This is a genomic window from Arthrobacter sp. R1-13 (assembly GCF_054161475.1).
Window position 1 is genome coordinate 2,125,990 of sequence record NZ_CP096420.1, and the last position, 25,792, is coordinate 2,151,781.

Sequence of the window (25,792 nt, forward strand, 5' to 3'; positions counted from 1 at the left end):
CGGGTGCGGGGTGACGAACCGGAACCAAAGCTTGAAAGGCCGCTCCTTGAACCACCAACTCATTGTCCGGCTCCTCACCGCACTGACCCTGATTCTGGGCGTGAACTACATGGTGTGGCGTTGGTTGTTCTCGGTGAACTGGTCCGCAGCGTGGATCAGCGTGCCGCTGGTCATGGTCGAAACCTACAGCCTCATCGATGCCTTCCTCTTCGGGCTCACCATGTGGAAGCTCCGCGTCCGCGACACCCCGCCTGCCCCGCCCGAGGGCCTCACGGTGGACGTCTTCATCACCACCTACAACGAGCCCATCGACCTGGTCATGACCACGGCCCTTGCCGCCCGGCGCATCAGTTACCCGCACCAGACCTGGATTCTGGATGACGGGGCCCGTCCGGCAATGAAGCAGGCTGCTGAAGACGCCGGCATTGGCTACATCACCCGCTCCCCGGATTGGGAGAACCTTCCCAGGCATGCCAAGGCCGGCAACCTCAACAATGCCCTGACCGCCACAGAGGGCGAGTTCCTGCTCGTCCTGGATGCTGACCAGGTCCCGGAACTCGGCATCGTGCACAGCATGCTGGGCCACTTCACCAATGAAAAAGTCGCCCTGGTCCAGACCCCGCAGTGGTTCCACAACGTCACCGACGACGACATCCTGGGAAGCCAGGCACCACTGTTCTATGGCCCCATCCAGCAAGGCAAGGACGGCTGGAACGCCGCCTTCTTCTGCGGCTCCAACGCCATGATCCGGCGCGAAGCCCTTATGCAGATCGGAATCACCGGCTACGTCCAAGGCGTCCGGACCACCGTCCAGCAGACCCTGAAAGCCGCGGACAGGGTCATCACCAAGGCACGCAGCGAACATGCCCCCACCGGACCGCACGTAACCCGGGCACTTAACGAGGTTGGGCTTGCCGTCCGCGTCGCCCGGAAGGAACTGCATGAAAACAAGCCGGTCGCGAATATCACCTATGACTTCCAGCGAAAGGTCGACGCCGCGGCCCGGAGCATCGTCGCGGTCGACGTCGCCTCCCTGCAGGAAGACCTGGACGAGATCGCCCGCCTCTCCGGAGACGGCAGGACCCGTGGTTTCATTGACGATGCCGCCATCGACCGGCTCGCACAACGGGACTGGTCACCCATCGGCGCCATAAAATCGGTGCGCAAAATGGTCCAGGCACTGGACGTGGACCGCTCCGAGGAGGCCCTACCCGTCATGCCGATGGCCACCAACTCCGTCACCGAGGACATGGCCACCTGCATGCGGCTCCACAGCCAAGGCTGGGAGAGCGTCTACCACCACGAGATCATGGCCAAAGGCCTCGCCCCCGAGGACCTCGGCACCATGCTGACCCAGCGGCTGCGCTGGGCCCAAGGCACCATGCAGGTCTTCCTCCGCGAAAACCCCCTGCTCCAGAAGGGACTCAGCGCCGGGCAGCGGCTGATGTACTTCTCTACCATGTGGAGCTACCTCTCCGGCTTTGCCGCTGTCGTCTACATCGCTGCCCCCATCATCTTCCTGTGCTTCGGGGTACTGCCGGTGGATGCGTTCAGCGTCGACTTCTTCGCCAGGCTCATCCCCTTCCTGGTAGTGAACCAGATCCTGTTCTTCGTTGCCGCCCGTGGCCGGAAAACCTGGCGCGGGCAACAATACAGCATTGCCCTTTTCCCGATCTGGATCAAAGCCTGCACGACGGCGGCCGCCAACGTCCTGTTCGGCCGTGACCTCGGATTCGCCGTCACCTCCAAAACCCGCCAGGACAACGGTCCGCCCTGGTCCCTCATCCGACCCCAGCTCGTAGCCATCACAGCCCTGGTCGTTGCCGCCATCATCGGGCTCGTTCGGATGTTCACCGGACTCGGTGCACCCGCCGGTACCCTCGTAAACATCGCCTGGGTCATCTTCGACCTGGTGCTCCTCAGCGTGATCATCCGCGCCGCCCTGTACCAAGGATTCACCGGAACGAAAGAGGTAAATGATGGACTTTGACGTCGAACTGTCCGACGGCGACGGGGCCGTGATCCGCACCAGCGGCCGCCTGAACATGGTCGCCGCCCCCAAGCTGCGGGATCTGGTGGCCCACCTTGTCCGTCAGGACGGCCGCTCCCACGTGGTGGTGGACCTCGCGGACACAGACTTCATGGACTCCTCGGGACTGGGAGCCCTGATCGCGGGACTGAAGACCGCACGCGCCGCCGGCGGGGACCTGCGCATCGCCCGCGCCCAGGCCCAGGTCCTGACCGTGCTGCAACTGACGAACCTGGACCAGATCCTCCACCCTCACGAGACCGTGGAAGAGTGCTTCCGGTGAGCGCGGACGGACGCCTGCAGGTCCACGAACTCCACGCCTGCACCGACCCGGAATGCCTGGGCAAGGTCCATAACCTGCTGGCGGACATGTGGGCCACCTCAACGGACGTATCCGAAGTGGACCGAATGATGTTCGAGACCGCCGTCATCGAAATCGCGGCCAACATCGTCCAGCACAGCACGGAGGAGGGACTCGTCAACTGCAACCTCATCCTCGAGGTCTACCCGGACCGTCTGGACGCACACTTCAAGGACGACGGAGTCAGCGCCAACGTCGACATCGGCGCCGTCTGCATGCCGGACGCGTTCGCCGAAACCGGTCGCGGCCTGGCCATGGCCAAAGCCGCGGTAGACATCCTCACCTACGAACGGCGCAACGGAGACAACTTCTGGAAACTCAGCCGAACCCGTACCCCGACTGACAAACCGGAGGACCAATACCCTCACTGACGGGTTCGAGGGCTCCCCGCCCTCTGCAGATGATGATGGCGCACAGCCTCCACGTGATAGACGGACAATCCATCCAATCCAGATCAGCAGTCCGAGCGCGGATTCCTTCGGGATATGACATATTTGTCAATACACTTTAACGGGAGAAGAGGCCATCCATGTCTGAACTGAGACGGGCCGTCGTGATCGAGGACGATGCGGACATCCGCGGCCTGCTGGTCAGCGTCCTTGCCAAGCAGGGCTTCCACGTCACCGCAGCGGCCTCCGGGCTGCCGGGAATCGAGGCAGTCCGGACGGGAAAACCCGAACTGGTCACGCTGGACCTGGGTCTTCCCGACATGGACGGCATGGAAGTCTGCAGGCGGCTGCGCGAGTTCTCGGACGCGTTCATCATCATGCTCACCGCGAGGAATGACGAACTGGACAAGCTCCGGGGCCTGGACAATGGCGCCGATGAATACCTCAACAAACCCTTCAGTCCACGCGAACTCCAAGCACGGATCAGTGCCCTCTTCCGCCGGACACGCACTCCCGCAGCCGATCCTGCCGCCCAACAGGAACTTGACCGGGCGGCCCACGTCCAACAAAGCCTGCTGCCCCGGGTAGAAGTGCAGCTGACCGGCTACGAGATCTCCGGCGCCTTCCGCCCTTCCCGCAGCGTGGGCGGAGACTTCTACGACTGGTACGAGACCCCGGACGGGCTGCACCTGACATTCGCCGACGCCATGGGCAAAGGGATCGGCGCCGCGCTCATCGCCGCCACCGTCCGGGCCGTCATGCGCTCAGTCCAACATGAACCGGACCTGAGCAGCGCCTTCAAGGCTGCGAGCCGGTCCATCACCTCAGACCTTGCCCACTCCGGATCCTTCACCACCCTGTTCCACGCCCGACTGGATGCCCGTACGGGCACTGTCAGCTATGTCGATGCCGGCCATGGCCTGGCCCTCCACATCACGGCAAACGGGACCGCGCAAAGGCTACCGGCCTCCGGCCCCCCGGTAGGTGCCTGGGCAGACGCAGAATGGCCAGTAGCGCACCTGACACTGGCGCCCGGCGATTCGCTCATAGTCGTCAGCGACGGCGTGCTCGACGCGTTTTCCACAGTGGAGGACTTCACCGAGGCCGTGCGGCACGCCGCCTCCCAGCATTCCGACGCCGACGAAGCATGCGCCGCCCTGATGCGCCTGGCCCCCGCCGAATCCGCACAGGACGACGTCACCTCCGTCGTCATCCGACGGAACGCGGCCAGTCACACCGTCCGAGCCACGGCCAGCCCGGCAGACATCGCAGCAAGCCCCATGGCACTACCGCCGAGCCTCCCGTCGCATCACGAGATGAATTCACGCGTTTGCCTGGTCATCGAAGACGACCAGGACATCCGGGACCTGCTCTCCACGATCCTCACCGGACTGGGCTTCACCGTGCACGCCGAAGCCACCGGCGACGCAGGGCTTCGGGCAGCGGAAACACTCGATCTCGACCTCATCACCCTGGACCTGGGCCTGCCGGACGTCAACGGTCTGGACGTAGCGCACCACCTCCGAGCACTCTCAAAGGCACCGATCATCATGATCACTGCATGGACCGAACCCGGAGACGAACTCAACGGCGTGGCCTCCGGCGCCGACGCGTACCTCACCAAACCATTCCGCCCCCACCTGCTCCGGGAACTCGTACAACGGCTCTGCCCACCCCAGCCCCACCACGCCCTACAGGCACACGCCCAAGAAACGGCCAATAGCTCATCTACCCGGTCTACGCCTCCCGGCCTAAACGACCGTTAACCCGGCGCAAATAAGACCCTTTCCACATCCTTGGAACTGGGACACCGCCCGGGTTCCGGGACCCCGTGATCTTCGGCCCTCGCCAACCTGGCAGCCACCCCTCCTCCACCGCACCAGTGAATGAACCCGCACCGCTGGACAGGGAATTCTAAGACAATGCAGGGTGGGCGGGTCCGGAACCTGGTCCAACTCCCATCCACCACACCCTGGCCGGGGTAACCGCATGGCCGCCCTCCCATCCGAGCCTCAAACCATCCCATTCTCGAAAGTCCACTCGATGTCCGAAACGGCTACCGGTACTGTCGGATCCGGAAAGCCCACCTATCCCCCATCTGGTGGGCTTTCTTCATTCATTCGGATGTGACCGGATTATTCATTTGGGCCACCAACCTCTCGTCAGCACCGCCGCGAGACCGATCCCCGAACCAAGCAGGACATCCGAGGGCCAGTGTGCGCCGGTGTGCACGCGGGAATAGGCTACGCCGACGGCGAAAGGAAGAACGGCAATACCCCACCCCGGGCTCACCAGGGCGACACCGGTGACGAACGCCGAGGCGGACGCCGAATGGCCCGAGGGCAGCGAGGAACTATCCGAGTGGGGATGGCCGAACTAGGGAAAACCCAGGTGCTCCGGCCTTGGCCGGGAGGGAAGTATCCCCTTGAAAACCGCGTTCATAGCTGAAGCCACGCTGAGTGCGATCAGGCCATGCACCGCGGCTCGCCGTGCTGGGCCCGTTCGCAGCGCCATCACCGCGGCTATCGCGAGCCAGAGTCTGCTCTTATTCGCCGCAGCGGACAGGCCTCCAAACAGAACGTCGGCTGCCCCGGCCGGCTGGCAGCTACCACGGGCAACCAACGTTCTGTCCAGCTGGCGGACAGTTTTAACTGCCTCCTGCAGGGCTCTCGCCATGGACCGGAACCCATTGATAGGAAGGAGGGCGATGACCAGCAGACCCGGAAGATCGGGCGCATCGAGATTGTGCTTTTTCTTCCTCACCATAACCCCCGTAAAGCCGGACTGCCCCAAGATACCTCCCAGTCATCACAGCACGAATCAACGGCTACGGCGAGCAGGACGTGTGCTGCCGCAGTTGCTTCGCTCCGCTTGATCAGGGCTCGAAGTGGGTCTTCCCGGAGGTTCCAGAGATGCCTGATATAACTCCCCCGGCAACATCGTGCAGCTTCTCATTCCGGTTGCTTGAAGCCAGTCGCAGAATTTCAAAAGCCTCATCGGCGGTACAGCGGTTCTGCGCCATGATGACGCCGCGGGCCAGATCAATGACTGTCCTGGAGTCCAACGCGGCGGTCAGCTCCTCGGCCCTGACTTCGGCAGCAGCGATCCGTATTCCCAGGCGCAAAGCCCGCCCGGCAACGTCCGCGAAGCGCTTCGCTTCAGCCACCATGCCCTCTGTGAAGATGCCCGTATCAACGGCGAAGAAATTCAACACTGCCGAGGCATTACCACCAAGATCCAATGGCACGCCCAAGGCGCTGCGGAAGCCTTTGTCGGCAAGCTCCTGCGCGAAATCAGGCCAACGCGGATCCGAGGACGCGTCTCCCAGCAGCACAGGCGTTCCGGTACGAAGCGCCTGAAGGCACGGGCCGTCGCCAAGACGCTGCTCGATGCCGTCCAGAATGATCGCGTCATCGCTGCTTCCAGCGATCGTATTGGGGCGCTTTCGGCGCTGCAGAGTCACGGCGCACTCGATCCTTGTCCCCGATGCCCGGGTCAAGGCCTCCCCAGCCAGGCCGGTCATGCCATCCAAGAAACCCTTGATATCGCGCATCTCTGCGACCAGATCCTGCAGCCGCTCGAAATCGTCCATTTCCTCCGGCGTCTCCATTAGGTCAATCTATGGGAGCGGCACCAAGGCCACAACGAGTAGGTGATCTGCCATCAGTGAAAACTGCGAGGCAACGACGGCAAGCCGCCCGCATCGACCTCGAACTGGTGCGCACCCGCCGGGCCTGATCGGCGGAATTGTCGACTGGAACGCCGAGCGATCACGGTAATCCTCGGCACGGTCTCCACCAGCGCCACGAGCCTCGGCACCGTTAGCACCGTATCCGTCAGAAAGCGACTCTTACCAGATTGTTTTGCCTGCCCGACTGCGACGGGGGTTAGCCCGCTCGGACGCCCCGGGATCCGCGAACACTTACGGATAGTTTTTCGTAAGCTTTCGCCGTAGTCCCGCACGCCCTGAAGTCGTAACCTTTCTGGTGGAGGCTGGGGGCCGCGAGCGTGAAGGAGTGTCGCCATGAATTGGATCAGGCCCGGTAGTTCGGACTACCACGAAGCCAGGAAAGTTTTCAATGCGATGATCGACCGGCACCCGGCCGTAATCGCACAATGTGCCACCCCAGAGGAAGTGGCCGAAGCCCTCGCCTACGCGCGCAACCAGAACCTCAACATTGCGGTGCGGGCAGGCGGTCACTCGGTGGCCGGCATGTCCACTAACGACGGCGGACTGGTAGTTGACGTCCGTCCCATGAAAGCCATCTCCGTGGATCCCGAGAATCAGACAATAACCGCTGGCGCGGGCGTTACTTGGGGCGAATTCGATCGCGCGGCGCAGGAGCATGGACTTGCAGTGACGGGCGGCCGGGCCTCGACCACCGGTGTGGCCGGCTTCACTCTAGGCGGAGGCTCGGGATGGCTGGAACGCTCGTTTGGTTTCGCGTGCGACAGCCTGAAGTCGGTTGACCTGGTCACGGCCAAGGGGGATCGGGTGACGGCGAGTGCGAATGAGAACCCCGAACTTTTCTGGGCGCTGCACGGAGGCGGCGGAAACTTTGGCGTGGCGACGTCCTTCACCTTCAAAATGCACGAATTGGGGCCCACAGTACAGGCCGGACTGATGTTTTGGCCGGGCGAATCCGCGACGGAGATTTCCCGCAGTTACCGGGATGCGGCGCTGGCCGCCCCGAATAGCGTGGGCAGCGCCCTCGTTTACCTCACGGCCCCTCCGGAGCCCTTTGTCCCTGAAGGCATGGTGGGCAAGATGACCGTGGCCGTGGCCTACCTCTACGCCGGAGACATTGACCGGGGAGCCGAACACGCAGCGCCGTTCCGGCAACTGAAACCGGCCGTTGATCTTGTGGAACCGATGGCCTATGCCGACTTCCAGTGCATGATCGATGATCCACCGGACCACTACAACTACTGGAGCGCCGACTATCACAATGAGCTGAGCGACGACGCCCTGGACCTTTTTGTGGAATCGGCGAACCGCTTGCCCGGCCCGCACTCGCAGCAGCTTATCGCCCACTGGGGCGGAGCCGTCCAGGGACCCGCCGCCGCCCAAACGCCGCTCCAGCACCGGAACGCGACGTGGGTGAGTCATCCCTTCGGCCTTGCCGAAACCCCAGAAGGCGGTCAGGAGGCCAGGGCCTGGGTGAAGCGGTTCCGGCAGGAAATCGCACCGTACACCACCGGTGGCGTGTGGCTGAACTTCATCGGAAACGAAGGCCAGGACAGGATCGTGGCTGCCTACGGCGAGGAGAACTATCGCCGGCTCTCCCGGGTCAAGCGAGACTTCGACCCTGACAACACTTTCCGCGGCAACCAGAACATCCTCCCAGCCGAACATTAGGGGACCGTCTGGGGACCTAACAAAATCCGCTTTTTTGTTGGAAGGTTAGGGGCTGCTTCGTGTTGGGCGAATGCCGGTCGACATGGCATCCACGGAGGCCATCGACAGAGATGCCGGGTCAAGACTCGCCATTCCCTGCACAGCCTCACGGATCGCGCTGCCTGGCTCCAACCCGGTAGACCGCGTCATGGCCAACTTTTTCCTTGCGTCCACCAACCTCCCTGTCCTACCGCTTTTTCAGCTCCAGGACCGAGGCCATGGACTGGCTTGCCCCGGGCGGGGCCAGACCCTGCCGGCTCTCCCAGCCCTTGCGCAGGGTTAGCCAAGGTTTTCCCTAAGAACGGTTCGTCCGGCTTTCCCCCTGTGAAAATTGTTAAGGGACGATAATCACCCCGACGCGCCTCGCCCCGTTATGGAGAAGTGAGGATGATGCGTCCAGTCATTGGTTAATTGGGAGGACGGACAATGGAGCCCCTAGTGGTCGAAGGTGGCAAAGGTACGGTGGAGCTGAAGGCTGACGGGGTAATCCACCTTATCTGGAAACCCAGAGTCAACATCGAGGCTGTCGACGCCCAAGCGGCAATGGCTGCAGTTAATGAAGTCGCCAAGGAGTCGGAATACCCGATGCTGGTCGACATGGCCACCACGGAGTCCGTGCATCGTCAGGCCCGTGCAGTTTTCTCTATCGCTTGTGCGGCCTCCCGAATCGCTTTGCTTGGTACAAGCCCTGTGGACCGTGTCCTGGCAAACTTCTTCCTTGGCGTCCACATCCCGCCATGTCCCACCCGTTTCTTCACCTCGAGAAACGATGCAATGGTCTGGCTGACCCAAGACCTGGCCTACTGACCCCGGGGCTTCCTTGAGCGGGAGGCTCGATCTGCGCCGTCCCACTTCCTTGGAGCCGGGACACCCATCGTGTCCTTAAGCGACAGAATGGCCCGGGTGAATACCAGAGCCATTCGTGCCACCCCGCCTGCCGCATGGCACAGGGACTTTTCGCCTCACCTGCCTACAACCATCGACCAACCCCGCGGTGAGAGCTCCGGAGGTAAAATTGACGGCAGACCGGCGGCGACCGAGCCTGCAGGCGCCGCCCCCCGTGCCTCGGCTCAACCCAGCCGCCGCCGGTCCTGGAATCGGGAACCCGCTGCCGGTGACTCTCAGGATCAAAGGGCAGATACTTTCCGCGACCGCTCATCTTCGCAGTATTTAGTCTGCCTCGCTCACAGGACAGTGGCGCCGGAGGCTCTCTTCTCGATGTTCCGTGCGGCCCGGCGAGCATGTGCTGCCCGGGTAAAGCTCTCGGGCTAATAGGCCATGTAGTAGCTGACGGGCTGCAAAGCCCTCCACCGCCAGCCTCCGTCCGCATGCGGATATATTTCATACTTCGCCCGGGACGCTGCCGACTTGAACGTAGATGCCTCCTGCTGAGGCGAGAGCCAGTGAAACAATGTACATGCCTGCCCAGGCCAGTACATCGTCGTCTGCGCTGTAGAGCCACCAGGAGGGGGCCCGCCCTGGCCAAGCGCTACACGAAATGTCACCTTATTGGCTCCGTTCCTCATGTCGGGACAGAGAATAGAGGGGTCCGCTTCTCCGCCGCTGCCCAGGGACATACCGGGGCGAGCTACCTGCATGATGGGGGCCAAGCGCAAGTTTTGCCCCTGTAAGCGACCAAGAGCTGATGAAGAAAGGCGGCCCGGCCTTCGTCAGGGCCAGGGCGGTGGAGCTGTTCCGGCGTTGGTGCTGTCTCCTGCGCTGGCTTGATAAGAAGCTTGCCCCCGCTTGGGTGTGGCCATCGCAGCAGACCCGCCACGTCGTAATCCGGCATCGATGGCCTCGGCCTCATACCCCGAGTCATCAAATCATCGGGCCCTCTTGTTTTAGAACTCCTGGTCCAGGGGGTTGGGTTCGTTGACGGGCGCGGTCGAGGATGGGGTGCCTGTGAGGTTGGTGACGGCTGCGGTGGGGATCCAGACCATGGTGGATGCGGTGCTCACGGTGCGGAGACTGGTGGCGCCGCTCGAGACGGTGCCGAGGCTTACCGTGATCACAGTGCTGGGTACACCGTTAATGATGGCAGTGGTCGCGGTCATGGTGGCGTTGAAGACGGCGGTCTTGCGGCTCTTGGCATAGTTCTGGTTGAGGTTCACGCTGCCCAGGTTCACGGTGCTGCCGGTGCGCTGGATGTCCACGGTGTCCCCGTTGTTGCCCAGGTTCAGGAGGTTGCCGTCGCGCAGGCGGAGGGTGGCGGCCAGTGGGCTTCCGTTCCAGCCCGGGGAGACGGTGGCTGGGTTGACCTGCTGGCTGTAGGTGAAGGTCATGGTGTCGCCGGTTTCGAGTTTGCCGGTAGTGGCTGATCCGTTGGCGGTCTGGATGTTGATTCCGCGCAGGGGGCTGTTGTCGACCCTGCGGGAGGCTACAGTGGCGGAGATCGTTTCTCTGGCTGCCCCGTCGGTGAGGACGGCACGGAAGTCGTAGAGCGCATCGGCTACGGCCCGGGTGTCCCAGTTGCAGGTGTAGGGGGCCGTGGTGACAGTGCAGCGGGTGGTCCAGGTCGTTGTCCCTGCAGGGGCGGTTTGGATCCGCACGGAGCTGACACCGGCAGTGGAGTTCGCCGATGCAGTCAGCGCTACGGTGCCGGTCAGGTAGGCGCCCGGGTCTTCGAGGGAGACGGATGAGATGGTGTTGTCGATGACCCGGTTGGCGACCGCCGTGGAAGTGGTGCTCCAGCCGGCAGCGTCGGTTGCGATGGCTCTGAAGCTGTAGGTGCCGTTGGCCAGTGTAGTGGTGTCGAACCGGCAGGAGTAGGGGGTGGCGGTGAGCGTGCAGAAGGTCGTCCAGGGCCCGGTGCCGGAGAGGGAGTATTGGAGGGTGAGTTGAGCGATACCGGAATCGGCGTCAGTGGCGGTAGCGGCGAAGGTGCGGGTTCCGCTGAGCGAGGTGCCGGGGTCAGTCATGCTGACCGTGGGCGCCGTATTGTCGACGAGGATGTCGGTCACCGGCGCGGAGGTCGTGCTGGTGGTGCCGGAGACGGCGACCGAGCGCAGGTCGTAGTAGCCGTTGGTGAGCAGGGTGGTGTTCCAGGCGCAGTTGTAGGGGGAGGTCAGGTTGGTGCAGAGGGTCCTCCAGTTGTTGGCTCCGGCGGCGGAATATTCGACCCTGACTGTGTAGGTGCTCGTGCCGGGGTTGTGGAGGGTGGTTGCGAGGTTCACAGTGCCGCGCTGGATTTCACCAGGATCGGTCAGGACCACCAGGAGGCTGTTCGCGACCGTGGTGTTCACACTCGCCGAGGTCGTGGAGTGTGAGGCGTTGTCCGTGGCGATGGCCCGGAGGCTGTAGGAGCCGTCGGTCACGGTCTTGGTGTTCCACGCACACGAATAGGGCGCTGTACTTGCGGTGCACAGAGTCGTCCATGATGAACCCCCGGAGGGCAGGTATTGGATCACGATGCTGCGGACACCGGTTTCGGCGTCAGCTGCCGTCGCGGTCAATATGATCGTGTCCTTCACCGGGGTCCCCGGATTGGCCAGGCTGACCGTGGGTGGAACCCAGTCCACGGCAGCCCTGAACGTGTTCCCGGAATTGGTGGTGGTGGACGTGAACGCCGCGGCTGTGAACCCGGCCGCGCCCAGAACGACCAGGAGACACAGGGCCACGGTCAGGGCGATGCCTACCGCGGTCTTCAACCGGCGCTGCGCCCCCCCATGCCGCCAAGGTGCCTGCTTCAGCCACCGGGTGAAGAATAGTTGGCGGCTCCCGGAAGCCCCCGCAGTGTCCGATGCACCCCGTCCACCCGCCTGGGCTACGGTAGTTGCTGTTGCTGGTGTGCCTGCCGCGCGGGGCCCGTACACTGCGGCGGCAATGGCCGCCACCGTCAGGGACGCCCAGACGCCCAGAGCTGGCAGGTTCTCGGTGCCGAGCCAGAGGCCGGGCAGGCCGATGGCCGGGACCAGCAGGCGGGGCTGGCCGATGATCTGCTCCCGCCTCAGCGGTGTGCTGTCAACATCTGCGTTCGCGTCCCCTGCGGTGATGAAGGTCCCGTCAGGGTTCACCCCTACGATCCGGTGCAGCCGGGTCCTCGCTTGCCCGTCCGGTTCCGCCGCCGCCGGGCTGGTGTACCTGATCACACCGCCAACCGGCACGGGGTCGGCGTTACCGAAACCGGTTGTGACCACGACATCTCCGGCGCCGATGTGCGGCTCCATTGATCCGGTGCGCACCACACTGGCCTGCCACCCGGCAAGGGCGGGCAGCACCGCGATGACGGCAAGGCTCAGCAGGACGCCCAGATACAGCCGGGACACCGTGGCGGCGAGGAACACCGCCCAGCCATCCGCTGAGAACAGAGCGCCCTGAAACCGTCCCGTCGTTTCCCGGGTCACAGGGTCATCATCGCCGCGTCGTTCAGGTCAGGGAGTGGGTGAGTCGTCCGACTGGAGTTCCCACACCAGATCAATGCCAACCCGGGCGCCCTGGAGCGCGTTGACATCTTCCTGGCTCATGCCCGTGGTGTCGAACCGCCATGTTCCGCGGTAGCTTTGCGTCTCCCCGGGGGTTCCGGCGGTCTGCCAAGGTGCCCCGCCTGTGGCGAAGTCATGATTGACCGAAGCCAGCGTGGAGATAGGCAGTTCCGGGACGTTGTTCGCAGTGGGGGTGAACCCGGTGCAGTCATTGAAGGAACCGCCAGTACCCTGCTCCAGATCAAAGAAAATCCTGTTCTCCAGGCCTTTGGAAGTGATCAGGTTCTGTGTGTAGGCCCGGACCTCGCCGGCTACGTTGGAGTTCGAGGTGACAACAATGCATTTCTGGCCCGTTTGCCCGGGAACGATGTTTTCCACGGTAAACGCCGCGGCACCGAGGTCATCGTCAGTCAGGAACACACTACCGGTACTCCAAGAGTTTCCAGAGTTCCGGGTCGAAGCGGTGAAGGCCGCCTGGGAGCCCTGCCAGACCAAGCCACCGGCGATAAGCACGGCAACAGGCCCGGCACTGAGAGCGGCTATGGTGCGGATACGCGCAGAAGGAGTTTTCATGATGAGACCTTTTTCAGTTGGGAGTGCGTAAAGGAAATAGCGTCCACCTCAAGTTCCCCCCGGAACTGTGGGCGCCGCACACGGCGAATGATTTCAGAGTAGACGAATTGATGCGGGATACAAGGCATGCCCGAACGGGAACGACGGGCATTGACGAGAACCGCGGACTAGTGGAAGCACTCCTCGAAGGTTTCATGGGGTTGCTGGATCCCGATCCAGCTTGGTCAGTTGAAGCACCATCTTGACTGGGGAGCCGGCGCGTGCGAAACCTTTTCAGGCTCCAGAAACCATGGTCGCAGCCTAAGTGCGTCGACGACAGCAATTGGACCGAATCCTTTTCTGATCCTGAGCCAAAAGGGAAAACCTGTCAGAATTCTTCGCGAATATCGTGAAATCCCTGCGCTTTGGGCCATCAAAGCGGTATGTGGCGCAGCCGCAGGCGTAAGGCCTTGCATAACTGGATCACTGACGAGCAGTTGGTCGAAGTGCTCGTAGGGAAGCGCGAAGAGGCCGAGGAGACCTGAACCCCAAACACTAGCGACTTCGACGCTGGCTGTGGTTATAGCTGCCGGCCCGGCGATCCCAGTCCGCGCGGCGAGCTTCTTCCTCTGCCCATTACCTTCGATATTTGTGACGCATAAAGAAGAGGATCACAGTCCCGATCCGGAAGAGGGCCAGAAGTACAGCGGACACGTATTCCCTGTCCCGCAACGGGTTGGAGCCACTCGTGGCGGAATAGCTGCGGGAGGACTGCTGCTTGCTAAGCGTTTCGGGCTGGTAGGTGTCCATGACAACTTCAGGGGCGCCACTGCCCGTTTACCAGTCAGAATATTGTGGTCAGTACTCCGCCGTCAGCGCGTACGGCAGCTCCGTTCGTCGCAGAGGAGAGCGGGCTTGAGAGATAAACGGCGAAGTTCGCGATTTCGTCAGGCTCGATGAAGCGCTCGAGGAGAGACGTTTGGTTCTTGCCAATGATGGCTGCCTTCAGATCTTCCGTTGAGAGTCGCTGCGCCTCGGCGATGTTACGGACGGTACTGGCCACGCCGTCTGAGTAGGTCGGGCCTCCGACGATTGTGTTGACCGTCACGCCGGTACCGCGCGTGAGCTTGGCGAGTCCGTTACTCAAAGCGAGCATCCCAGCTTTGGTCACTCCGTAGTGCGCCATGTCAGCGGGGATATTTACACCTGATTCGCTTCCTAAGAAGATGATCCGCCCCCATCCTGCGTCGAGCATCCCGGGTAGCAGCTCCCGGGAAAGTCGGACTCCGCTCATCAAGTTGACGTCAAAGTAGCGCGACCAGTCCTCGTCGGGTATTTCGGCGAAGGGCTTTAGCTCGAAGAGGCCGACGTTGTTGACAAGTATGTCTACGTCGCCAAGCGAAGCCAGCAGGCGCTGCACCTGGGCGGCGTCTGCGAAGTCCGCCGCAATACCAGACACGCTGCCGCTGGGCACTTCGGCTTCGAGACTGTTCACCGCTTGGTGGACCCGGCTGTCGTCGCGGCCGTTGATAACGACCGCGACACCCTCCCGGAGAAGAGCCTTCGCGATCGAATACCCGATCCCCTGTGTTGAGCCGCTTATGAAGGCTCGTTTGTTTTTCAGTTGCATATCCACGGTCGTGCCATCCTTTAGTTTTTACTTGCTCAGTCAAGTAAAAACTAGCCTCGTTTTGCTTGCTCAGTCAAGCAACCTTGTAACCTGTAGGGATGAGTGATTCCAGCGCCCCCAACCGTCTTGTGGGAGACAACCTCGCCACGTGGGCTGCCCTTGCGACGGTACTGGAATGGTTGCCGCCCGCCCTCGACGCCCCTCTGGTCCGTGATTTCGACCTCACACACTTCGAGTACGGCATCCTTTTCGCGTTGGCTGACGCGCCAGACCACGCGCTTAGAATGACCGTTCTGGCTAGTTACGCAAACAGCTCACTCCCACGGCTGTCTCGAGCCGTTTCGCGGATTGAGGCTCGCGGTTTGGTACACCGCACTAGAGACCCCCTGGACGGGCGATCGACCTTGGCCACCCTGACCGAGGCCGGGCTGGAGATATTCGAGGAGGCCACTCCCGTTCAAGCTCAGACGGTTACAGAATTAGTCCTCGAGCCTCTCACGAAAGCCCAACGGGGTCAGTTGCGCGAGATCAGTCTGCGGATTCAGCGAGCCATCCGGGAGCAGGAGGGATGGCAGCCTCCACGACCGTCCTCACCAGGACCTAACGACACGTAGCGAAAACAGAACAACGCCACCCAACGCTCAAGTCCATACTGATCCTCGCCTGTGACCATACACGTCCGAAAACTGTCGTTTTTGACGTTGGCAGCGTTGGCGGCTGATGAAACGTGCTTCCGAGTTAGGGGCATGCCGCGTTGTCCTCGACGGCAGTTGGTGTTAGCGCCCCCTCAACGTTCATTTCACCGTGCGGGTCATACGTACATCGCCCAGACCCGGCGTCACTCGGATCTAATCAGCGGCTTTCAGCGGCACGCTGATCGACCGGCTTATGGGCATCGCTGGGCACGTCCAGCGGTCGCGTTGCACGTTGTATCCATGATCGAACAGCAGGGCCTCACAGTTGAGGACGTTCAAGTAGGTAGGGTGCAGTCACAAAGCCCTCTGCTGAATAGATCGAAGCGGCGGCGGCATTCGCGCTCACTGTCACTCTCGGTACGCCTCGCTCGTCTGCCGCGTCGATCAAGGAGCGAACGAGCGCGCTGCCGATCCCTCGCTGTCGGTGTTGCGGAAGCACGTACACGCTCTGAATGTCACCTGTGAGACGAGTCCGATCGTGAATATCGGGAACCCGTTCGAAGAGCACCAGCCACGCCATGCCCACGAGTTCACCATCGATATCGGCCACATGGCACATTAATGCCTGCCCTTGTGAACGCATCCAGGCAGCAAGGTCTTCAGCAAACTCTCGCCGCTCGGACTCGGATACTGGGCGGGAGAGTTGGGCCCAAGCTTCCTTCAAGGCGGCCAGCCTCGCAACGTCTTCGGGCTTGGCCGGTCTAACGATCATGTTGTTCTTCACGTATCGAGCATCGCCGCAAGGACCGAATGACCGCAAGCCGACCGGCTTACGGGACGACATGTTGATGGACTTTCACCGCCGGTGACTTACGGGATCTGGGTGCCATGAAAAAATCGCGATGTGAACGATGACTACAAAGGCGCCCTGCACCATATCGAACTATGGGTGCCTAATCTCAAGCGTGCCAAGGATGAATGGGGCTGGATCTTGTCCCGCTTGGGGTACGAGCCGTATCAGACTTGGAGCAACGGAATCAGCTGGCGGCTGGGTCCGACCTACATAGTTGTCGAAGAATCACCGGACTTGAGTAGCCGCGAACATCAGCGCACTGCGCCCGGGCTGAATCACCTGGCGTTTAGAGCCGGAAGCCGAGACGGTGTAGACGATTTAGCCGGAGACGGCGCACAGCACGGCTGGAGCCCGTTGTTCGTGGACAAGTTCCCGAACGCCGGCGGGCCCGAGCACTACGCTGCTTACCTCGTTAACTCCGATGGCTTCGAGTTAGAGCTCGTTGCCACAACATAAGAGAACGACGTCCCGCTAAGAACGTCCGCTACACCTTCGGCTTACGTGCACCAACAGTGCGGTGCCCGACCGGCTTACGGGACGTTATGCCGACAACGGGCCTAATGGACAATTTGGCATGATGGGGTGCGGAAATGACACCGGCCTTGACTCCTACTGCCCCGCATACACCATGCCTGGACGAGAACTGCATCGAATAGCATGTCGGGCATGGACGTCATGAATCTCGTTGAGTGCTTCGTCGGGGAGGTTGGCATACGGCAGGTATGGCCGTTCATTGTTTTCTGCGATAACAGAGAGACGCCGGAGACGGAAACCCGCCTCTACATCGATGCGGAATGGACGATAAACGAGACCACTGATGCGGCGGATTCTGACGGCGCCAAGTGGATGATTTCCGCCTTAAAGCTCAACAACTGCACCGTCACGAACGTTCTGCTTGACGCTGACCACAACCTCCGCCGGAAACCGCTGATGGCGATTCACTAACGGTCTCTGGAGAGCCGACACGCACAACCGTAGGGGAACCGTGGTGGCTCGCCCCAACGAGAAGTCTTTGATTCTTCAATCTATCCCGCTCAAGGTTCGGCTATCGGGCGGTAACAGTGCGGTGAGGGATCGGCTTACGGGACCTATGGCAGAGTTACTACATGCGCTTGCTCGTGATTTTTGGTCCGCCCGCCGTCGGTAAGATGACCGTCGGACGCGAGATCGCTCAGCGGAGTGTCCCCCTCCCCTCGGGCCGGCCTAACACACACTTCCAGGCCTTCCCCACAGCCGCGGATACCTCGCTGCGTATTTGTGCAGCCGAACGCAGTCCGGAAAGCCTGACGTGAATCAGGGGTTCCGTCTAATAGCGGTACACCTCAACCTGACGAACTTGAGCGGTAGGTCCCTTCACGGAGATCTGCTCCTGTCTTAGAATGGGGCTGACCGCCTTATGTGCGGCTCTGCTCACGGATTGCCGGGAAACGCTGTTGGGGGCTTTCAAGGCCGCCCCGCATTCAACGCCACGGGCTGGGACTGGCACCCTAACCGGTTTTATCAAGCAAAGAAGCAAGCACATGTTCATTCGTAGATTCATCACGACTCTACTGACCACCCAGAGCCATGACGAAGAGGGCCGAGACCAAGCGATGGATGGCCGGCAGACCCTTGAGGCGCAGTCACGGGCCATTAACGCCCATGACGGCCCTACCTTTGCCAGCTACTATGCAGATGACGCTGTCGTCGTCGATCCCCAGTATCCCGAGCCACTGCGCGGCCGCGCCGCGATAGAACAGGACGTGGCGACGTTCCTCAGGGCCTTTCCTGACCTTGAATTCTCTCTGACCAGCATGCTTGTCGACGATCGCATGGTCGCTGCCGAGGGAAAAATCAGCGGTACCCACAACGGGTCCATCCAGCTGCCTGGCGCAGAAGAGATCCCGGCAACGGGCCGGCGGCTGGAATTCCCCATGGCATTTTTCAGCCGCCTGGACGAGTCCGGCAAGATCATTGAGGAACGCCGCTACTACGATTTGGCGAGCCAGCAAGAGCAACTCGGCCTAACCTAGATGCACTGGTAGAACCGAGGGAAACCGCGGCATACCGTGGTCGCTCCATCCGATTTCCCCCGGTGCCGGGAGGCGGCGATGACAGCCTTCCGCACCCAATGAGCTCGACATCACCGGGCAGCGACACTCCTGTCGATGCCAACATAATCCCCGGTCACCACGGGCCCGCTTGACCAGCAGCACCGAACTGGAGGTCGATGACGACGAAAGCAGGCTTCCGGGCCGGCGGCGGCTGTCCACGAAGATGCAGGCAAAAGACTGCGCGGGTTTTCGCTGCGGGATGCCGGATGGCTGGGGCCGCAGATCTCTGCCCGCGGTCTTTACAACGCAGACCTTCAAGCAGCGCTCCCGGCCGCCGGAACGGTTCCAGGAGTTCTCCGCGGATAAAGTCCTCGCGCAGCACCACAGGGTGGACTGCGATTGTCAACGAGCTCAGCGCCTTAAAGGGCGCGGAGGCAGGGGGATCCTTACGACCGGGGGCGGGAAATGCTGCTCACGACGGCAGTCTTCAGCACGATGTTTTGCAGCGAACTCCGTGCACAATGAAAGGCAACCCGGGGCCGGTCAGCGACCCGGCAAGTCCGTTCCGGCCTGCGCAGGCGATCCGGGCGGCAGATGCCTGCGGAGAAAATCCAACACGGCAGGCCCCGCCGGATCAATGATATGTCCGCCCGCCACGAGTGCCGTCTCCGCGTTGGGCAGCAGATCGGCCAGGCGCCGGTTGACGGCGTGAAGGGCTTCCGGGGAGTCCTCCGCGGAAACGACCAGGGTCGGTTGCCGTATGTGACCGGCTTCCGCTCCGCTCAACTCCAGCGGCGCCTGGCTCAGGTCCAGGCCTCTGCCCCTGATCTCGGCCAGCACGGCAGGGCTTGCTGCAGTGAAGTGCTCGCGTAGCGGGGCGGGGAACGATTCCCACGCCTCACCACCTAGCACCTCCCGGAACACGACTTCGGAGGCTGAAGAGGGGTCTTCCTCCGCTGCGTCCAGCACCGCCCGACGCAGCTGCTGCGCCCACGCCGCAGCGTCCGGATGCAGTGTCAACACTGCTGGCTCGAGCAGCACGAGTGTCCTGACCATCTCAGGGTGGCGGCGAGCCAGTTCCAGCGCAATCAAACCGCCAGTACTGCGACCGATCACCACCGCCGGGGTTGCGGACAAGACCTCCAGCACCGTGGCCGCGTCCTGAACGTGATCGGCGAGATCGACGGCGCCTAACAGATCGGGCCGTCCGCTGCGATAGAAGCCCCGGCGGTCGTAGATGATGCACCTGCTGTTACGGGCGAGCCGCCCGGCGGCGTCTTCCCACATCAGCGCCGAACTGGGCGTGCCGTGGATGCCCAGGACAGGCACTCCCTCGCCGTGGACCTCGTAATATAGGCCGACACCGTTCGCCATCAAGATGGGCATGGCTTCAGCGTAGGAGCAACAACGATCCAGAAACAAGGCGCGGTGCCTGTCCTGAATGCTGTGGCCGCCGCCCTCCGTTTCCATCCCCATCAACGCCGCACAAGTCCCCCGCGCCTTGACCCCTCAAGGGCCAGAACACACTTCGTCCTGCGCCTCACCTGACGCCATCGGAACAGCTTGACGAATCTCCATTATCGGCACTTAAAGCACGGGAGTAGCATGTGGCACTGACCGGTGACCGAGGTGCCTACTTCCTGTCAACCGATTCCTAGCGCTTGCTGCCCGAGTGGCGTCAGGAAGAGACAAAGTCCGCCGCTGTCCGGGTTATCCCACGCTTCAGAGGACGCGATGGAGTCCATCGCGGCTTTGCCTGTCAGCAAGTCGTCCGAGTCTAGGAAGTACGTTCCAACCAGTCCGATATTGATCAACCGAAGAAGCGTCCGACGAGCCGCCGACAGCTCTAGCTCAGGATGGTCCTGCTGCATGCCGTCCTTCGTACCTACAAAGCTCGGGGAAGTAGATCACGCACATAGCCCTCCTCCCATGCGTTGATGAGCACTTTCCGCTCGGCCGCATCGCGCTCTCGCCAGCTGACGGAATCCTGGGGCATTGCACAACGGTAGCGCCTATTAGGTACGGTTCAGCACAGAACCTTCGCCACGCCCGTCAAAAGACGGTCCTAACTCCCGGCTGACGAATAACCGTGCATGCCAGTTACAGCAGCGGGTTCTTTCGGCTACCAAAACGGAGCTGCCACAAATTCAAGCATCGGAAATTCGCGGCGCCCTTCAACATGGCCCTGCCGTATGGAACGTTCCACCAAGATGTTGGTACTCTCGATTCAGCAGAAAGGTTGTGTGTGATGGTTAGAGGGCGGATCACCCTTCATGACGTTGCCGCTGAGGCAGGTGTTTCCAAGAGCTCGGTGTCAAATGTGATCCGGAACCAGCCTCACGTGAGGGAGTCGGTTCGCAAGCGGGTCTATGATGCGATCGAGAAGCTCGGGTATCGGCCGTTGGCCATCGGGCAGAACTTGGTCACGGGCAGCACCGGCGTGGTGGCCCTGGCCATACCAAACTTTGCCCAGCCCTACTTCGCCGAAGTTGCGAGAGCTGCTGTAGCTGCCGCCTCACGGCACGGGCTCAAGCTCATTGTTCAGCAGACAGATAATGATCTGCTGCGTGAGCGGGAAGTTGCTGACGCATGGAACCTGGGGGCCGCTGACGGCTTGATTTTCAGCCCCTCCACCATCACGGATGAGGAGATTGAGGAACGGCGCGGCGGGATGCCCCTGGTCCTTCTCGGAGAGCGTTCCAAGCTCAAAAGTGTGGACCGGGTCGGTATCGACTCAGTTGCCATCGCTAAGCTGGCAACCCAGCATCTGATTGAGCAGGGGCGCCGGCACGTGGCGATGATTGGACACAAAGACACCGGGGACCCCTTCGTCGTTTCCGAGCGCGAAGAGGGGTTCCATAAGGCATTGGCAGGAGCCGGGCTCGTCGAAGCAACGCAGATCGGCTACGTCCAGGACTGGACACGCCAAGATGGAGAGGCTGCCATGGCTGCCCTCCTGAAGCGGGGCGACAAAATCGACGCCATCTTCTGCGCCAATGACCTTCTAGCCTTAGGCGCCATGAAAACCCTAGCTGAGCGCGGCATCGCAGTACCTGCCGAGGTGGCCATCGTTGCCGTGGACGACATCGAGGAGTCGTCATTCGCCAACCCCTCACTCTCCAGCGTGTTCATCGACCGGACTTGGATGATGGACAAAGCCTTCGCCCTCCTCAGCGCCAGGCTCAAGGACCCTCTCTCCCCACCCCAGCAGGTCGACGTCCCGTTCCGGCTGGTAGTCAGGTCATCGACCGGCGCCTGATCCGCGTTGTCCGGCGGGCCTCGTCGGGGTGAGGTCGGTTTAGGTGACGTCGACGAGTGCCCAGGTCAGAACTTTTCTCGGCGGTAGTCATATCGTTCGGCCCATGTGCCGTCAATGAATGCTTGTAGGGCTAGGAGAGAGGAGCAAGCCAACCGTGACCAGGTGCTAAAAAGCAGACTTAAGTGTGGCTAGTGTCCACACGATCTTTGGCCCGACAAATGTCCTTACCGGCCCACACACTTAGACGACTGGGAGCAGGCAGTCAGGAAGAAACTTTAGAAAAAGTTCCCCCAAGTCATCTCATCAAGACAGGCACGGACCATGAACAGGTAAGCGGCCACCCGGGCCGCCACAACGAAGAAAGGAACGCATAGCCCCACTACACAGCAGGCGGAGGGTCCACTAGCCAGGACCCTGACCCCGCCATCCCACACCTGAATAGGCCACCGCGGCGGCCAGGCCAGGCTACAACCCGCGAACCTAGCGTCAGAGGGACGCCATTACAAGCTTTGTACACACGTTGAAGCAAAAATCCCCTCCGACGAGGGGATCTGCTGTGCCCGAGGTGGACTCGAACCGCATTCCAGCCCTTGCAAACACAGGGAACTCCCGAAAACATACCGAATCCGCGCAGTCCGGCCCATGTACGACCCGATCCGAAGCCAAAAGTGTGGACAATGTCCACACTTCTTTTATGTGCCGACATTGAGCAAGCAATTGCCCCTCCCGGTTTAGGTGCGGGCATTTGCGCGACTTCCAGCGAAGAGAACTCGCCGGGCCGAAATAGGCCGGTTCCGCTATGTGGTCTGCGGGTCACGAGCCCTGGAACCCCGCGAGCCGCGCGTGCGGGGACCGATCGGTGATCAGTGGCACCGCCAGCCTCCGTATCAGCTGCAACACCCGGACAAGGACTTTGCCCCGACGGTAGAAGGGTCCTGCGCTCCGATCACTTTAGGTTCACTCGTGCGAGCCGCCTCATTCGGCGTCAGTTCAGAGCAATCGTCCGATCGCACTGCTCAACAACTCGAGGGTCATGAGTAGAAATGAGAACCATGGCGCCATTCGCCTGAAATTCCTTCAAAATTCTCATCACAGTGTCTGCGTTGGTTCGGTCGAGAGACCCGGTAGGCTCGTCGGCTAGTATCACCGACGGACGCTTGAGCAACAATCGAGCCAAAGCAGTTCTTTGCTGTTCGCCCCCGCTAATTTTGAAGACCTTTTCATGCTGAAGATCGGCTAGGCCAACTCGCTCGAGCGCAGTTAGCTTTTCCCGTACCTTTTCAGCTGATCGCAACTTTGAGTAGGCCAAAGCGACATCCAGGTTCTGATCTACGGTCCACGAGTCGACTAACCCGAAATTCTGGAATAGATACCCCAGCTTTTTCCGGAAGAAATTTCGCCGGCCTGCCCCTCTTATTTTTGAGACATCCTGGTCCCCGATGGTTAGAGAGCCCGTGCTGATTTTTTCGAGGAGGCCGATGCAGTTCAGGAGCGTAGTTTTGCCGGAACCGCTGACGCCCGAGATGGCGACCATTTCACCACCACGAATGGTGAACGACATGCCGTTCCACAAATTGCGATCTCCAAACTGCTTTCCTATTCCGCTCGCCTTGATAGAAATCGGGTCAAGAGCAATCGTTCGTTTCATCTCTGTCTTCTCCAAATTCAGCAGTTGTGGTTCACGATCGCTTGACATAGTCCCCTCGAGTCTTCTTTTCATCTGCTTGGACGGCGACCATTACCCCGGTAAGGGCGAAAACAAGGAGGATGCCTCCAATCAGCAGCGCTAGCGTTCGTTCAGTACGGGCCAGCTCGCTGATCGTATTTGTGGCTACCAAAAGTGCTAATGCACCGCCCATCCCATTGATGAGCACGTAAAAACCATGAGTCCTAAAGTAGGTCCACCCGTGAACATGCTTCAGAAAAACGGACACTCTATTGCGGTCGACATAAATCGCAGCCAGGATGCTGATCGAGAGCAAGAGAACCAAGAAGGAAACGGCAATGTTAACTAGGTGCATGGCCATCTCTGTCTTGCGCTTATCCAACTCTTCGAGCGCCCTGATGCTGGAGGAACTGACTCCAACTAGGTGCTTGTCCAAACCGGAAGCCACGACTGCATTGTCCAATTCCTTTGGTTCCGTGAACGTTATCTGCCCGCTGTTCGCGGCTACGGTTAGCAGATACCAGCCGCTGAAGAAATCAGATGCCTCTGTCACTACAGCGATGACCGGGTCCCGCTGGATCCAGCTCTTCATGTCTGCTGTATCGCCGTAGTTGAAGATATCTTGGCCGTCCTTCGTATACGTCACAGATATGTCCACTGGCGGAAGCGTGCCCATCGGGGTACCGAGTTCCCACGTGTGCCAATTCAGGTTTCGGAACTCGTTGACGATTCGGGCAGTGTCGCTTTTCGCGCTGCTCGGCACGAGGAGCTCGATGTGATTGCGTTGTTTGGGCAAAGCGACGATCCGCCCACCTGATTCATCCAAGACCGCATTTCTGTCAAGGTACGTATTGTTGACGATCAGGCTGTTTCCACTTTCGGGGTTGTACGGGCTCAACCCTCTCGCCTCAGTTTGATTTGGATTCTGTCGGGGGTGAACACTCAACACGGCCATGCCTCGAGAATCCATCTCGGTGTACGTAGGGAGGAAATCGCGAAAAACCTGGCGAACGGCTGGGTCAATATTCTTTGAATCCCGGTCGTTGAGTGTGTAGGGGTTGATTTGCATGGTGACGGAGTGTTCTTCGCCGGCCCACCGCTCAAGGCTCAGCTCATCCTTGGTCAGAGTCGAATAGCTTGTCCATGCCGTGGTTGCGACTGCATATACGAGTACTAGGCTCACCGCCTGTGTAAGTCCCGCGGCCATCCCCAGCTGCGTCAAGGGCTTCTCACCCTTGAGTAGCTGCGCGATTCTCAATGGAGGTAAGGCAATCAATGCCGCAGCATAGGCCAGGAGCATGAAAATGTAGATGACTCCAAGGGAGGCCAGCAACCAGGCCATGAACTGAAAATACTGATTCAGCCCGTTATACAAGAGCAGGAAGACGGTTGTGCACGCTGATAGCGCCAGCCCGGCGACGAAAAAAAGGCGGCTGAAGGCAAACAACTCAGCGGCCGCGCGTCGGACGGTTCCATAGCCGTGCAGGAATTTAATGCCAGACGACTTGCGGTTATAGCTTGCGGTATAGAAGACGCTAAGACCCAATGCCAAAAGTAGTGCGATCAGAATGGGTGCTGATGAAGTAGTGAGGACGCCGCGAAGAAAAGTTTCAAGGGCCGTTTCACTCGTGATCTCGTTTTCGATACCGGCGGTGTCTAGGGCCACGAGCAGAGATTTGAGTACGGGGCCGCCGGCTGTCGTTGTGTATGAGCCGGTGACACCTTGGTTGCCAATTTCACTTCCGCTAATTGTGGATGGCGACCGTGATGGGTCAAAGGCGGGGTAGCCGTGTACCCCCATGTTTTTGTTGTGGCTCTCCGAATTACCTATAAACGAGAAGTACCAGGGGGCGGCTGATACCTGAGCAGGATTGGTTCCCCGCTTGTAGACATTGATATTGAGCTTCTGGGCAGCCGTTTCGATGGCCGCTATGGCTTCCGGCTGGGTAAGGGAGCTGCGGGTCACCGCGAATTGGCCCTGCGTTCCCGGCGGGATGCTCGCGTCCTTCATTTGATAGGACAGGAAGACTACGACGATGGCGAATATCACGGCAGAAATAATGCTGATTCTCAGCACGGGATGAGCAACTCTAATAAACACGCGAAATCCCGTCAGGGTGGGCCATTTAGGTATGTGTGGTGCGAGCCGATATCGGCCTGTTCTATCTCATGATGAGAGCTGGTCTGCTATCGACTGGGCGTCGGTAGAAAGCAGCGATGAACATGCGTCTGGGATCTAGTAGCTGTAGTAGTAGTTGCAGCCGCTGGCTGCCCAGAGTCCAGCATTGGACCATGACCCGGGTCCTGCAGTTTTCCTGTCAGAGTTCGCTCCACAGACAACCGTCGAAGCATGGTTATATCCGATATTAAAGTCCGAGTAGTTCCACCCCACGGAGTTTCCATAGTTCCACGTGCCGCCGCCCGGATACTGGGTCGCGGCTTGAGCAGGCACAGCAACACTGAGTCCTGCGACTCCGATACCGATAGCCATAGCGCCCCCAAGAGCGATCTTTTTGATCTTCGTCTGCATAAGCTCCGCCTTCGCTAAATAAGGGCCGCAAAC

25 protein-coding genes and 3 pseudogenes are annotated in these 25,792 nt (G+C 60.8%); 15 read left to right on the forward strand and 13 right to left on the reverse strand.

Annotated features, from left to right (window positions below; genetic code table 11):
• Positions 1-109 precede the first annotated feature (109 nt).
• The 5 genes and pseudogenes from M1D88_RS09750 to M1D88_RS09770 all read left to right on the forward strand — a co-directional run.
• On the forward strand, positions 110-1,990 hold the full coding sequence (locus tag M1D88_RS09750) for a glycosyltransferase (RefSeq protein ID WP_458114485.1): 1,881 nt from the start codon (positions 110-112) through the stop codon (positions 1,988-1,990).
• Positions 1,980-2,312 (forward strand): STAS domain-containing protein, encoded by a 333-nt coding sequence (locus M1D88_RS09755; protein WP_458114486.1) that lies wholly within the window; start codon positions 1,980-1,982, stop codon positions 2,310-2,312. Before M1D88_RS09750 ends, M1D88_RS09755 begins: the two co-directional genes overlap by 11 nt.
• On the forward strand, positions 2,309-2,761 hold the full coding sequence (locus M1D88_RS09760) for an ATP-binding protein (protein ID WP_458114311.1): 453 nt from the start codon (positions 2,309-2,311) through the stop codon (positions 2,759-2,761). The genes M1D88_RS09755 and M1D88_RS09760 overlap by 4 nt, the downstream gene beginning before the upstream one ends.
• A gap of 158 nt (positions 2,762-2,919) precedes the next feature.
• Positions 2,920-3,999: pseudogene (locus M1D88_RS09765) on the forward strand (PP2C family protein-serine/threonine phosphatase); the annotation flags it as partial.
• Positions 4,000-4,173: 174 nt separating this feature from the next.
• A pseudogene (locus M1D88_RS09770) lies at positions 4,174-4,545 on the forward strand (response regulator transcription factor); the annotation flags it as partial.
• Between the two features lie 373 nt (positions 4,546-4,918).
• Here the strand turns inward: M1D88_RS09770 and M1D88_RS09775 are convergent.
• The 3 genes from M1D88_RS09775 to M1D88_RS09785 form a co-directional block, all read right to left on the reverse strand.
• Entirely contained in the window at positions 4,919-5,125 is a 207-nt protein-coding gene (locus M1D88_RS09775) for a phosphatase PAP2 family protein (protein WP_458114487.1), read from the reverse strand.
• 30 nt (positions 5,126-5,155) lie between these two features.
• Complete coding sequence (locus M1D88_RS09780) at positions 5,156-5,545, reverse strand: hypothetical protein (RefSeq protein WP_458114312.1); 390 nt, start codon at positions 5,543-5,545, stop codon at positions 5,156-5,158.
• A 109-nt stretch (positions 5,546-5,654) separates the two neighbouring features.
• Positions 5,655-6,389 (reverse strand): GAF and ANTAR domain-containing protein, encoded by a 735-nt coding sequence (locus M1D88_RS09785; RefSeq protein WP_458114313.1) that lies wholly within the window; start codon positions 6,387-6,389, stop codon positions 5,655-5,657.
• Between the two features lie 414 nt (positions 6,390-6,803).
• Between M1D88_RS09785 and M1D88_RS09790 the strand changes: the two genes are divergently transcribed.
• The 3 genes from M1D88_RS09790 (at position 6,804) to M1D88_RS09800 (ending at position 8,984) form a co-directional block, all read left to right on the forward strand.
• Positions 6,804-8,138, forward strand: coding sequence for an FAD-binding oxidoreductase (locus M1D88_RS09790; protein WP_458114314.1), 1,335 nt, complete (start codon positions 6,804-6,806; stop codon positions 8,136-8,138).
• Positions 8,139-8,220: 82 nt separating this feature from the next.
• Entirely contained in the window at positions 8,221-8,460 is a 240-nt protein-coding gene (locus tag M1D88_RS09795; RefSeq protein WP_458114315.1) for a hypothetical protein, read from the forward strand.
• A 143-nt stretch (positions 8,461-8,603) separates the two neighbouring features.
• Positions 8,604-8,984: a DUF7793 family protein gene (locus tag M1D88_RS09800; protein ID WP_458114316.1), complete on the forward strand. Its 381-nt coding sequence runs from the start codon at positions 8,604-8,606 to the stop codon at positions 8,982-8,984.
• A 1,037-nt stretch (positions 8,985-10,021) separates the two neighbouring features.
• On the opposite strand, the gene M1D88_RS09805 is transcribed toward M1D88_RS09800, so the two are convergent.
• From M1D88_RS09805 to M1D88_RS09820, 4 genes are all read right to left on the reverse strand, one after another.
• Positions 10,022-12,523 (reverse strand): signal peptidase I, encoded by a 2,502-nt coding sequence (locus tag M1D88_RS09805; RefSeq protein ID WP_458114317.1) that lies wholly within the window; start codon positions 12,521-12,523, stop codon positions 10,022-10,024.
• 27 nt (positions 12,524-12,550) lie between these two features.
• Positions 12,551-13,174: a hypothetical protein gene (locus M1D88_RS09810; protein WP_458114318.1), complete on the reverse strand. Its 624-nt coding sequence runs from the start codon at positions 13,172-13,174 to the stop codon at positions 12,551-12,553.
• 615 nt (positions 13,175-13,789) lie between these two features.
• Positions 13,790-13,963: a hypothetical protein gene (locus tag M1D88_RS09815; protein ID WP_458114319.1), complete on the reverse strand. Its 174-nt coding sequence runs from the start codon at positions 13,961-13,963 to the stop codon at positions 13,790-13,792.
• A gap of 34 nt (positions 13,964-13,997) precedes the next feature.
• Positions 13,998-14,783: an SDR family NAD(P)-dependent oxidoreductase gene (locus M1D88_RS09820; RefSeq protein ID WP_458114488.1), complete on the reverse strand. Its 786-nt coding sequence runs from the start codon at positions 14,781-14,783 to the stop codon at positions 13,998-14,000.
• A 98-nt stretch (positions 14,784-14,881) separates the two neighbouring features.
• Here M1D88_RS09820 and M1D88_RS09825 point away from each other — a divergent pair, with 98 nt between their 5' ends.
• The gene (locus tag M1D88_RS09825) at positions 14,882-15,397 is read left to right on the forward strand and encodes a MarR family winged helix-turn-helix transcriptional regulator (protein WP_458114320.1); all 516 of its coding nucleotides are present in this window, start codon (positions 14,882-14,884) and stop codon (positions 15,395-15,397) included.
• 340 nt (positions 15,398-15,737) lie between these two features.
• Here M1D88_RS09825 and M1D88_RS09830 read toward each other — a convergent pair whose 3' ends face one another.
• The gene (locus M1D88_RS09830) at positions 15,738-16,190 is read right to left on the reverse strand and encodes an N-acetyltransferase family protein (protein WP_458114321.1); all 453 of its coding nucleotides are present in this window, start codon (positions 16,188-16,190) and stop codon (positions 15,738-15,740) included.
• Between the two features lie 132 nt (positions 16,191-16,322).
• On the opposite strand from M1D88_RS09830, the gene M1D88_RS09835 reads away from it, so the two are divergent.
• The 4 genes from M1D88_RS09835 (at position 16,323) to M1D88_RS09850 (ending at position 18,283) form a co-directional block, all read left to right on the forward strand.
• On the forward strand, positions 16,323-16,727 hold the full coding sequence (locus M1D88_RS09835; RefSeq protein WP_458114322.1) for a VOC family protein: 405 nt from the start codon (positions 16,323-16,325) through the stop codon (positions 16,725-16,727).
• 210 nt (positions 16,728-16,937) lie between these two features.
• Positions 16,938-17,216 carry a hypothetical protein gene (locus tag M1D88_RS09840; protein ID WP_458114323.1) on the forward strand — a complete coding sequence of 93 codons (279 nt, stop codon included), beginning with the start codon at positions 16,938-16,940 and terminating at the stop codon, positions 17,214-17,216.
• A 161-nt stretch (positions 17,217-17,377) separates the two neighbouring features.
• The gene (locus tag M1D88_RS09845; RefSeq protein ID WP_458114324.1) at positions 17,378-17,563 is read left to right on the forward strand and encodes a hypothetical protein; all 186 of its coding nucleotides are present in this window, start codon (positions 17,378-17,380) and stop codon (positions 17,561-17,563) included.
• A 228-nt stretch (positions 17,564-17,791) separates the two neighbouring features.
• Complete coding sequence (locus tag M1D88_RS09850; RefSeq protein WP_458114325.1) at positions 17,792-18,283, forward strand: ester cyclase; 492 nt, start codon at positions 17,792-17,794, stop codon at positions 18,281-18,283.
• Positions 18,284-18,437: 154 nt separating this feature from the next.
• On the opposite strand, the gene M1D88_RS09855 is transcribed toward M1D88_RS09850, so the two are convergent.
• Both M1D88_RS09855 and M1D88_RS09860 read right to left on the reverse strand, forming a co-directional pair.
• Positions 18,438-18,710: a hypothetical protein gene (locus M1D88_RS09855; RefSeq protein WP_458114326.1), complete on the reverse strand. Its 273-nt coding sequence runs from the start codon at positions 18,708-18,710 to the stop codon at positions 18,438-18,440.
• 137 nt (positions 18,711-18,847) lie between these two features.
• The gene (locus M1D88_RS09860) at positions 18,848-19,690 is read right to left on the reverse strand and encodes an alpha/beta fold hydrolase (RefSeq protein WP_458114327.1); all 843 of its coding nucleotides are present in this window, start codon (positions 19,688-19,690) and stop codon (positions 18,848-18,850) included.
• Between the two features lie 862 nt (positions 19,691-20,552).
• Here M1D88_RS09860 and M1D88_RS09865 point away from each other — a divergent pair.
• A pseudogene (locus M1D88_RS09865) lies at positions 20,553-20,645 on the forward strand (LacI family DNA-binding transcriptional regulator); the annotation flags it as partial.
• Positions 20,646-21,563, forward strand: coding sequence for a LacI family DNA-binding transcriptional regulator (locus M1D88_RS09870; RefSeq protein WP_458114489.1), 918 nt, complete (start codon positions 20,646-20,648; stop codon positions 21,561-21,563). It begins immediately after the preceding pseudogene.
• A gap of 985 nt (positions 21,564-22,548) precedes the next feature.
• Here the strand turns inward: M1D88_RS09870 and M1D88_RS09875 are convergent.
• From M1D88_RS09875 to M1D88_RS09885, 3 genes are all read right to left on the reverse strand, one after another.
• Positions 22,549-23,211: an ATP-binding cassette domain-containing protein gene (locus M1D88_RS09875; protein WP_458114328.1), complete on the reverse strand. Its 663-nt coding sequence runs from the start codon at positions 23,209-23,211 to the stop codon at positions 22,549-22,551.
• Positions 23,212-23,242: 31 nt separating this feature from the next.
• Entirely contained in the window at positions 23,243-25,306 is a 2,064-nt protein-coding gene (locus tag M1D88_RS09880; RefSeq protein WP_458114329.1) for a hypothetical protein, read from the reverse strand.
• A 159-nt stretch (positions 25,307-25,465) separates the two neighbouring features.
• On the reverse strand, positions 25,466-25,759 hold the full coding sequence (locus M1D88_RS09885; RefSeq protein WP_458114330.1) for a lactococcin 972 family bacteriocin: 294 nt from the start codon (positions 25,757-25,759) through the stop codon (positions 25,466-25,468).
• Positions 25,760-25,792 lie beyond the last annotated feature (33 nt).

Bases quoted from the DNA above. Each gene is read 5' to 3' on its own strand.
- M1D88_RS09790 (WP_458114314.1), top strand. From the start codon at position 6,804: ATGAATTGGATCAGGCCCGGTAGTTCGGACTACCACGAAGCCAGGAAA.
- M1D88_RS09800 (WP_458114316.1), top strand. From the start codon at position 8,604: ATGGAGCCCCTAGTGGTCGAAGGTGGCAAAGGTACGGTGGAGCTGAAG.
- M1D88_RS09860 (WP_458114327.1), bottom strand. From the start codon at position 19,690: ATGCCCATCTTGATGGCGAACGGTGTCGGCCTATATTACGAGGTCCAC.
- M1D88_RS09840 (WP_458114323.1), top strand. From the start codon at position 16,938: ATGGACGTCATGAATCTCGTTGAGTGCTTCGTCGGGGAGGTTGGCATA.
- M1D88_RS09885 (WP_458114330.1), bottom strand. From the start codon at position 25,759: ATGCAGACGAAGATCAAAAAGATCGCTCTTGGGGGCGCTATGGCTATC.
- M1D88_RS09820 (WP_458114488.1), bottom strand. From the start codon at position 14,783: ATGCAACTGAAAAACAAACGAGCCTTCATAAGCGGCTCAACACAGGGG.
- M1D88_RS09825 (WP_458114320.1), top strand. From the start codon at position 14,882: ATGAGTGATTCCAGCGCCCCCAACCGTCTTGTGGGAGACAACCTCGCC.
- M1D88_RS09815 (WP_458114319.1), bottom strand. From the start codon at position 13,963: ATGGACACCTACCAGCCCGAAACGCTTAGCAAGCAGCAGTCCTCCCGC.
- M1D88_RS09845 (WP_458114324.1), top strand. From the start codon at position 17,378: ATGCGCTTGCTCGTGATTTTTGGTCCGCCCGCCGTCGGTAAGATGACC.
- M1D88_RS09850 (WP_458114325.1), top strand. From the start codon at position 17,792: ATGTTCATTCGTAGATTCATCACGACTCTACTGACCACCCAGAGCCAT.
- M1D88_RS09875 (WP_458114328.1), bottom strand. From the start codon at position 23,211: ATGAAACGAACGATTGCTCTTGACCCGATTTCTATCAAGGCGAGCGGA.
- M1D88_RS09780 (WP_458114312.1), bottom strand. From the start codon at position 5,545: ATGGTGAGGAAGAAAAAGCACAATCTCGATGCGCCCGATCTTCCGGGT.
- M1D88_RS09755 (WP_458114486.1), top strand. From the start codon at position 1,980: ATGGACTTTGACGTCGAACTGTCCGACGGCGACGGGGCCGTGATCCGC.
- M1D88_RS09810 (WP_458114318.1), bottom strand. From the start codon at position 13,174: ATGAAAACTCCTTCTGCGCGTATCCGCACCATAGCCGCTCTCAGTGCC.
- M1D88_RS09830 (WP_458114321.1), bottom strand. From the start codon at position 16,190: ATGATCGTTAGACCGGCCAAGCCCGAAGACGTTGCGAGGCTGGCCGCC.
- M1D88_RS09750 (WP_458114485.1), top strand. From the start codon at position 110: ATGGTGTGGCGTTGGTTGTTCTCGGTGAACTGGTCCGCAGCGTGGATC.
- M1D88_RS09785 (WP_458114313.1), bottom strand. From the start codon at position 6,389: ATGGAGACGCCGGAGGAAATGGACGATTTCGAGCGGCTGCAGGATCTG.
- M1D88_RS09795 (WP_458114315.1), top strand. From the start codon at position 8,221: ATGGCATCCACGGAGGCCATCGACAGAGATGCCGGGTCAAGACTCGCC.